Source organism: Mesorhizobium sp. M0898, from assembly GCF_040319695.1.
In the GTDB taxonomy this organism is placed as follows: domain Bacteria; phylum Pseudomonadota; class Alphaproteobacteria; order Rhizobiales; family Rhizobiaceae; genus Mesorhizobium.
The window spans coordinates 1-6,960 of the sequence record NZ_JAMYOE010000092.1 but is presented as its reverse complement, the minus strand read 5'-3'; the positions used below and the strand labels follow the sequence as shown (position 1 = coordinate 6,960).

Genomic DNA, 6,960 nt, shown 5'->3' with positions numbered 1-6,960 from the left:
TCGGGAGGGTCGGTTCTGGTGCTCAGTCCTTGGAATTGCTCGGCGTCTGAAACACGTCGCTCCGGCCATGTCACTGTCAACGCCCGCATGCCCAAGGCGTATCGACGCTACGTGCGCCGACGCATGCGCATCCCAACATCCGCGGCGACCGATTGATGTCGATAGACCGCCCACGCGCCCGACGAGGCCAGCGCCAGCTGCATCGATTGCGTCAGGTTCATAACGGCCATAATCCCGGCCCAGCGAACTCTCTCGTTAGGGCAGCTCTGGGAGTGCTACGGCTGGATGCTCTTGGGAACATCCCGAGCGCATGATCCGGCGGCGAGGATAAACAATCTGAACCACGCGCTGCCTCCACATGATGGCGCCGGCGAACTCAACAAAGCCGTGCTGCCATTCGTGGTGAACTGGATAACACGGCCTATCTTCTCGCTCGAAAATTCGGCGGCCTCGACAATCATTGCCGGGGTTACCTCGACGGATCCCTTCGCCGTCTATCCGCGTCTCATCGGCTGTCGCGCTGATCCGGATTGACAGCCACCCGCAATTAAAGGGCCGTTTGATGACACCTAGGCCTCCCCAGCAGTATTAGTTCACAAAGCAGGTCGGCACCCGCGATCCGCTGGATTCGGTCAGCGTGTGCTTCGGGTTCGGGGTGCAAGATCAGGCGGTGCCATTTGCACGGATGGCGGCGAACCAACCACCACGGCAGGGGCGCCAGATTGCTCACCACGTTGGCTCTCCACTTCGCGGCTCATACCTTGGTGAGCAGCTTGCATCTCCGGAACTGTGAAAACCGGCACCTCGCCCTTGAAACCCTGGAGCTCAAAGGCGCCCGCCTGGACGACCGGCATCGGCGCTCCTGCCGCAAAGCCGGGACCAAGCACCAGGGGGATGCCCAGCTTCTTGGTCGTCGACTCGAGCCGAGCCGTGCGGTTTACCGGAGAGCCGATCGCGGTGTAATCGAAACGCCGTTCGGAGCCGAAATTGCCTACCGAGCAAATGCCCGTCTCGATGGCGACGCCGATTGCGATGGAGGGGTGGCCGTCCGCGCTGAAGGCGGCGTCTTCACGCTTCACCCGTTCGATCAGGGCAAGGCCCGCGTCGAGCGCGCGCTCGCGATGGTCCGGCTGATCAAGCGGCGCGTTCCAGAAGGCCAGCACCGCGTCGCCCATGAACTTGTCGATGGTGCCGTCGCGCTTGAGGATCTCATCGGTCGCAATGCCGAGGAAGTGGTTGACCACCTTTGCGATTTCCTGGGTGTCGAGTTGTTCGCTCATCGTCGTGAAGCCGCGTATGTCGCTGAGCAGGATCGTGATCTCGCGCTTCTCGCCGGACAGGATCGCTTCGGTGTCCGAGCTTGCGAGGCGCTGCACCACGGAAGGCGACAGATACTGGGCGAACTGCCGTGCCAGGGTGGAGCGGCGCTGCTCGCTGCGCCTGTAGAGAACATAGCCTTCGAAGCCGGCTACCAGGATCGTCGCAAGCGCCGGCTGCAGCGGGTCATAGAGTGCACCCTGCAGGCTGTATTCGAGAGCGCCGAACACGAACGGCGTGACGGCAAGCAGCACGAGAGCCAGGGCACCAAGCACGACACGCCCGGCGAGCACTCCGGAAAGTCCGATGAAAATGACGGCACTGAGGACAAACCAGAGCCGCTCCACCGTGCGCGCATGCGTTGGCTCTGCCAGATAGCGCCCGGCAAGCAACTGGCCGATTGCATCGGCGTGGATGTCCGCGCCTGGTCGCGCTGGACGTGTCGGGGTGGGCAGGTACTGCGTCAGTCCCACGGCCGACAGATCGACAATGGCGATGGCGTCCCGCAGCCGCGGATCACTGCCGCCCGAAAGGATAGTGCTGGCAGATATACGCGGCGTATCCGTGGCGGTTTCCCACAGGCGGATGCTCCCCTCCGGCTCGAGCGGCACGATGGCGCCGGCCATCCTGAGTGCGTCGAACCCGGCGGCATTCATCCGGGCTATGTAGCCGTCCTGCCCGGCGTAAAGGCGCAGAAGCTCGAGCGCGAAGGACGGCCACAGCTGCACGCCTTGAGCGGTATTGCGAAGCCACAGCAGCGGCACATGGCGCAGTACGCCGTCGGGATCGGGCAAGGTGCGAATTACGCCGAGGCCCGCGGCGGCGTTGGAGAATTCGGCAAGCGAGCCGGTCAGGCCGCGGAAGCCGGGAAGTGTGTCTGGTACCTGCCCGACGATCGACCAGCCGGCTTTGGGCCCTGCTTCTGAAACCGTCGCCTCATTGCCCAGGCTGACAGCAAGCGCCGTTCGATTTTTGGCCAGCGCCGCTGCCAGGCGCTTGTCTCCGGCGATGCCCTCAGGCGAGGTGTCGGCCTCGGGCAGCACCAGCGCAAGCCCGATGACCGCGGCGCCGGACTTGGTGATGCCATCGACCAGATCGGCCAAGAGGCCCCGGTTCCAGGGCCATCGCCCATGTGCCTTGAGGCTGGCGTCGTCTATCGAGACAATCACGACAGGATTGCTCGTCGCCTGGCGCGGAGCGAGAAACTGGTAGAAGTCGTACGTCCGCTCACGCAGGCGCGACAGCGGCCCGTCGAAAGCCAAATGGCAAGCGAGCAGCAGGAGCACGACCAAAAGGCCGGATATTTTACTCCTGGCAGCTTGCCGCCAATTAGCCCAGCGCCAACCGACCAAGAGGCTCATGTCGTGCGGCCAAGCCTATTCGCAGTAGTAGCAGCAACCCTCACCCTGGCACTCGCCCTTATTCACGCCGCCGCCCACGGGTGGCGTTGGGGTGTCGGGGAACTCCATGACCACTCCTGGCAATGCGCCGTCGGTGGAGTCGCAGATTTTGAGCGAGCCGCCGAGTGCCGACGCACAAAGTGCGCTTACGTCCAATCCCGGACCCGGTGCGCCTGGCAAGCCGGTGCCGGCAATCCGGTCGATGCTGTCCAATATCGGGAAGGTGTCGATTCCGCCGTAGCCGGTCAGCAGCTTGCCATCTTCCGATGTGCAGGCGTAGCCCGGGTTTGTGATGACCAGCCGTTTGCCATTGATCGTGCAGGTCATGCGGCCGGCGCGCAGAATGCCCACGGTCTGGCCGGCTGCCACCAGCACTTCGATGATGCCGCCTCTCGCCCCGAGCACCATATGCGGCGTCGCAACCTGCATGACGCCGCCTTTCGAAACCTGGCCGCCATAGAAACGGGCCAGACCGCTGTTCATCCCGATGTCGATCTTTCCCGATCCGGAGCCCGGATTATAGACGAACTCGTCGATCGTCAGGCTGGTGTTCGGACCAATCTTGGCGCTCGATTCGTCCCGGAACACCAGCATTCCAAGACCAGTGGGATTGCTGCGTAGCTGGTCACCGAGTTCGACGCCGGCCCCCACGTTCATTGTCCCGCCGTTGTTGCGGACGATGTTGGTCTGGTAGGCCGTCATCGACCCGACCGTCTCAGCGGCGGATGGTGCCGCGAAGGCAAGGCAGGCGATAAAAATGGCGATCTGACGGTACGGGGTCCTCATCGCGGCCTCTTTCAATTGAGCGTCAACGTATAGCTCATGAGCATTTCGAACGATTTTCGGTCGCGGTTGGCGATGTCGAAGTTGGTTTCGCGATAGGCGAGATCGACGCTGACCTTCTGCGCCTCCGTCAGCTGAAAATCGCTTTCCGAGGCAATGCGCCAGAAGTCGCTCTTGATATTTGTGCCGATGCCGACGGACAGATCGGGAGTGTTGCTGTGGCCGGCCGAAAAGGCGATCTGGTGCGACCATGCGAAAAGATCCGGTACGTTCATCAACAGGCCGCCATAGCGGACCTCGCCCGTGTAGCTGTGGCCGATTTCGCCAGATCCGGAGGCGAAGTCATTCGAGCCGACAAAGCGCAGTCCGAGCGCCTGGCCATTGCGGAAGCGGTAGCTGCCGCCTGCCTCGTAGAAAACCCTGCTATCGGCGAAAATGCCTTGCGAGGCGCTTAGATCGACGTAGCCGCCGCCTGCGAAAAGCGTCGTCTCGACCGTCGGGCGCACCAGAAAGCGCCCACTGACGCCGATGCCGGTCTCGTGGATATTGCTGTCGAAACGATCCGTAACTGTGAACGCCGAAAGCAACAGGCGCAGCGAATCGATCCCACTGTTCGGCAGCCCCTTGTCCCAGGTGATCGCGGCGTTGCCGTGGATAAAAGTCTTCTCGCTGCCCGGAACCGACAGGTCTTCCGTGAAAAAGCGCTGTGTCGCCGTCAATGAGCCTGAAAGAACGAGAGCGTCGGCGCTTGGCGTGCCGAGGTCCCACCGGACAAAGCCTTCCGCCCGGCCATAGGGCGAGACGAAGCTGTCGTCGTTCTGCGCCCCGCCTGGCTCAAAATCGGTAAATGCGCTGAACACGCCGCCGGTCAGGGCGAGTTCCCAGGTGACGCCACGCAACGCGCGCTCGATGCGGGCGAGCAGGCGAACGGCTTCCTGTTGCTCACTTGCGGTCAGGCCGCCGACTTCGATGCCGTACTGCACCTGCCGCCGGGCCAATTCATAGGAGCCGACATGATAGTACAATCGGCTGGCGGCCAGTCGGGCGCGCGCATCGCGGGGATATTTGATCAGATACTGCTCGATTGAAGAGATCGCCTGATCGTATTGTCCCGCGTTGACGGCAACTGTGACGAACTGGGCGAGCGTTCCGTTGTCGGCCGGACTGGCGATGCGGGCCGAAAACGCATCGTCATATGCCGTAAAAAGACCTTGTGCGCCGGCCGGCAATACGCCGGTACCAAGCAGCGCTGCGGCGAAGCCGAAGATCGTTCGAAACGAAGATTGCATGCCGAGAACCCACCCCAAACCCGACTAGTGCGAAGGATTTAGCACGACTCCAAGAAAAAGGCGACTGAACTGTCACCAGACCATGCGAGTCTCAGCAGCTGTTGCAGCGGCGCAACAAACTATCGGGTTTATTCGTATTTCGGTTGCGCTGGTTGTCAAAACATCTTCTCAGCGTTGCTGTACATAATGAAGTATTCGGCACCAGTGGCAACTAACTCAAATCATCATCAGTGGCGGATCGCACAGCCGACAAGATTAATATTGTTCGCGCGATTCTGCGCGTATCTGGTCACCGAATGAGGCTTCAAGGTCACCCACGGCTCATCCAAAGGTCTTCCGTCGCGTTGCGCAAGGGGTCGGAGAGCTGCCGGAAGGTGCTTTTCACGACGCGTGCGCGATGCGGCCTGGCTCTTGCTGTTTCGTTGAACGCGACGAGGTCAGCTTATCGCCTCCCACTCCCAGGGACGCGTCACCGGACGCGTCTTGCTACAGCACGAGCATGGTGGCCAGCCCCAGCATCAGGCCCATGCCTACAATATCGGTCACGGTGGTGAGGAAGATCGCCGAAGCGACCGCCGGATCAGCGCCGACCCGGCGCAGGCCCAACGGGATCAGCACGCCGGAGATTCCGGACATGAGACACGATCCGGACATGGCAAGCAGGATCACAAGTGCCAGCATGGGCGCCTGGGCCGCCGACTCCGGTTGCCGCGAGGCGTAGAACCACATCGCCGCAGCCGCAACAAGACCGACGAGCACGCCGTTGGCGATCCCGAGCGCGCCCTCCCGCATCACCAGGTGCAGCTTCGGTCGTTTGTCCACATCCCCCAGGGCAAGGCCACGCAGCGTCATAGCCAGTGCCTGGCAGCCGGTGTTTCCGCTCTGCCCGGCCAAGACCGGGAGGAACGCCGCCAGGGCGACGATCTTCTCGATCGTGCCTGTGAATGAACTGACCACGAAAGCGGCCATGAAGGCCGTCAGCAGGTTCAGCTGCAGCCACGGATGACGCTTCAAGAAGGCTGAAAACAGCGGCGTAAAAGAACGCTCCTCCTTCTGGACACCCACCATCTGGCCAGACTGGGCGGAAATCTCGATGATTTGCTGCTCGAACAAGCGCCAGCCGCGAACCTGCCCGAGCAGCCGGTTCTCCGCATCCACCACCGGATAGACAGGGTACTGACGGCGTACTGCTGCCTTGCAGGCGTCGCTCAAAGACAGACCGACATTAAGGGCGAACGGCCTGGGCAGCATGATCTGATCCACCGTCGCGTCCGCTTCGCTCAGCATCAGATCGCGCAGGACCACCAGGCCAACCAGTTTATTGCCCTCGTCCGTGACGTAGAGATAAGTGAGCTCGGTCGGCACCTTGGCGCGTCTGACCGCCTCCACTGCGGCGGCAACCGTCGTCGCGACAGGAACGCTGGCGGGAATCGGGTCCATCAGCTCGACGAGCGAGTCGGGGACCGCGAAATCCTTGCCACCGCCATGAGACCTGATGGGCCGCATATGCGGTGGCAAATGCTCGGCCACCTTACGGGCGTGCCCGTCCGGCAACAGCTTTAGTGTGTCGCGGATGAACTCGGGAGATTCTCGGGCAAGCAATTCAGCCGCGTCATCAGGTGCTCGAGCTCGCAGCGTGCGCACCAACTTCTGAACGTCGTTCTCTTCTTTCATTTGCTGCGGCCCCCAAATTGCTAGTGTCTTGCCTGACAGTATGACACGGATCGGATCGCTCTGTCTGGCGCGCAGTGGCTCAAGCGCCTCGATCCCGAAATCTTCGCCTCTCGGGCGCCGAGTGGACCGAACCCAGACAGATCTGAGCCGTTGCGGCGTACATAAAGGCGAGCTGTAACCTCTGCGTGTCGCCGAGAATTCAACGTGTTGCGAACTTCACCGGTCTTTTCCTGGGATCTGCGAGCACGCCGCAGCAAGGAAACGCAAACCCGGAAACTCTGCAGCGGCAGGGCCTCCGGCGGTCGAATTGATTTGCCTCATGCCGCGCATCTTGCCAGTTCCTCCAGCTCTGGAGGCTGATGAATTCGCCACGATGACAAGGTGATTTGCGTGAACCTGTAATAGTTTAGCTGATAGTGTGCTGAAGGTTCTGCAAAAAGTTTTGGAGAGAGAACGGGGCTTGCTCTGAGGGGCGAGCGGCCATGGCACGGTGGTGA

General features: G+C 61.8%; 6 protein-coding genes. 1 reads left to right on the top strand and 5 read right to left on the bottom strand.

Annotated elements, in window-relative coordinates; all coding sequences use genetic code 11:
* Positions 1-285: 285 nt before the first annotated feature.
* Complete coding sequence (locus tag NKH90_RS33900; RefSeq protein ID WP_352823623.1) at positions 286-534, top strand: hypothetical protein; 249 nt, start codon at positions 286-288, stop codon at positions 532-534.
* A gap of 98 nt (positions 535-632) precedes the next feature.
* Here the strand turns inward: NKH90_RS33900 and NKH90_RS33895 are convergent, their stop codons facing one another.
* The 5 genes from NKH90_RS33895 to NKH90_RS33875 all read right to left on the bottom strand — a co-directional run.
* Positions 633-2,678, bottom strand: coding sequence for a CHASE2 domain-containing protein (locus NKH90_RS33895; protein WP_352823621.1), 2,046 nt, complete (start codon positions 2,676-2,678; stop codon positions 633-635).
* A 15-nt stretch (positions 2,679-2,693) separates the two neighbouring features.
* Entirely contained in the window at positions 2,694-3,518 is an 825-nt protein-coding gene (locus tag NKH90_RS33890; protein WP_352686942.1) for a FecR family protein, read from the bottom strand.
* Positions 3,515-4,789 (bottom strand): tetratricopeptide repeat protein, encoded by a 1,275-nt coding sequence (locus NKH90_RS33885; protein WP_352823619.1) that lies wholly within the window; start codon positions 4,787-4,789, stop codon positions 3,515-3,517. The genes NKH90_RS33890 and NKH90_RS33885 overlap by 4 nt, the downstream gene beginning before the upstream one ends.
* Before the next feature lie 486 nt (positions 4,790-5,275).
* A complete protein-coding gene (locus NKH90_RS33880) occupies positions 5,276-6,463 on the bottom strand; it encodes a magnesium transporter (protein WP_352686937.1) in 1,188 nt (395 codons plus the stop codon).
* A gap of 216 nt (positions 6,464-6,679) precedes the next feature.
* Positions 6,680-6,960, bottom strand: a 281-nt coding sequence (locus NKH90_RS33875; RefSeq protein ID WP_352823617.1) for a hypothetical protein, incomplete at its 5' end; no start/stop codon positions are given.